The sequence below is a fragment of the Mesotoga sp. HF07.pep.5.2.highcov genome, from assembly GCF_003666285.1.
GTDB lineage: Bacteria > Thermotogota > Thermotogae > Petrotogales > Kosmotogaceae > Mesotoga > Mesotoga prima.
Window position 1 is genome coordinate 1 of record NZ_JFHJ01000592.1, and the last position, 1,236, is coordinate 1,236.

Below are 1,236 nucleotides of genomic sequence, written 5' to 3' on the forward strand. Positions count from 1 at the left end.
GTGTTTGTTGACAACGGTTGTGTTTGCCTTTTTGAGAAGAGAGATAACGGCCAGGAGCTGTGTCGAAATATCTATGCAATATCGCTCTTCTTCTATCATCTTTATGATACCGTCTATCTGACCCCTTGCTGTCCTGAGAATCTTCAACGCGCCGCTGTGTTTGTGATGAGAATGATTATCCATCTTATCTTTCGATTCCCTTTAACAAATAGCCGGCATCTTCTACGGCTTCTTTCAGCAACCTGTCTTCTATTTCCTTTGAAGTGCTAATGGTTGCCACTCCGGTTCCAAGATCGACTTCTACGTCCTTGACTCCTTCCAGAGCCTTCAATGATTTTTCAACCCTCATCTTGCAGTGGTTGCAGCTCATTCCTTCAATTGTCAGTCTCATTTTCTTCCTCCCTTTCAGATCTTAATTTTCTTCAATCTTAATGCGTTGGTTACTACACTTACGCTAGAAAAAGCCATCGCCGCTCCGGCTACCATTGGATTAAGCCTTATTCCGGCAACTCCGTAGAAGAGACCGGCTGCCAAAGGTATGCCGATTACGTTGTAGAAGAATGCCCAGAAGAGATTCTGTTTTATGTTCTTTATAGTTTCCTTCGATAACTTTATCGCTTTGAAGATGTTGCTTAAGTTGTCGCTCATAAGTACCACATCTGCCGTCTCAATAGCGATGTCCGTTCCAGAACCAACGGCAATTCCAATATGGGCCTCCGCAAGAGCCGGAGAATCATTTATTCCATCGCCTACCATCATCACTGTCTTACCTTCCCTCTTGAGATCGGAAACCTTTTTGGCTTTGTCTTCCGGCATCACTTCCGATATTACATTCTCGATCCCAACTTGGTTAGCAATTGCCATTGCAGTCCTGGAGTTGTCACCGGTCATCATGTAAGTATCTATTCCCATTTTCTTCAGAGACTTAATCGCATCCAGAGAATCCTCTCTCACAACATCAGCGATACCAAGCACTGCTGCCGCTCTACCTTCTATGGAGACAACAACGGGTGTCTTACCCTCACTGGATAACTCATCGACAAACTTCATTTCTTCCGGCATCAGAGAAATAAAACGATGGTTTCCCATCTTGACTTCCTGCCCAGAGACTCTCGCCAGAATTCCTTTGCCAGAATAAGCCTCAAATGAAGAAACCTCCAGGAGAGGACCACTATATGCACCGGAGATAGCCACATCGAGCGGGTGGGAACTCTTTGAAGCAATACTGGCCGATAT

Annotated in this window: 3 protein-coding genes; all 3 read right to left on the reverse strand. The window is 45.0% G+C overall.

The window, feature by feature from the left end:
• A partial coding sequence (locus tag BG32_RS12510) for a metal-sensing transcriptional repressor (protein WP_121526930.1) occupies positions 1-183 on the reverse strand: 183 nt, incomplete at its 3' end.
• A gap of 1 nt (position 184) precedes the next feature.
• On the reverse strand, positions 185-391 hold the full coding sequence (locus BG32_RS12515; protein WP_014731321.1) for a heavy-metal-associated domain-containing protein: 207 nt from the start codon (positions 389-391) through the stop codon (positions 185-187).
• 14 nt (positions 392-405) lie between these two features.
• The coding region (locus BG32_RS12520) for an HAD-IC family P-type ATPase (protein ID WP_121526929.1) at positions 406-1,236 on the reverse strand (831 nt) is incomplete at its 5' end.

What these genes read in the sequence shown, in the direction of transcription:
- BG32_RS12515 (WP_014731321.1), bottom strand. Translation starts at nt 391, where the DNA reads ATGAGACTGACAATTGAAGGAATGAGCTGCAACCACTGCAAGATGAGG.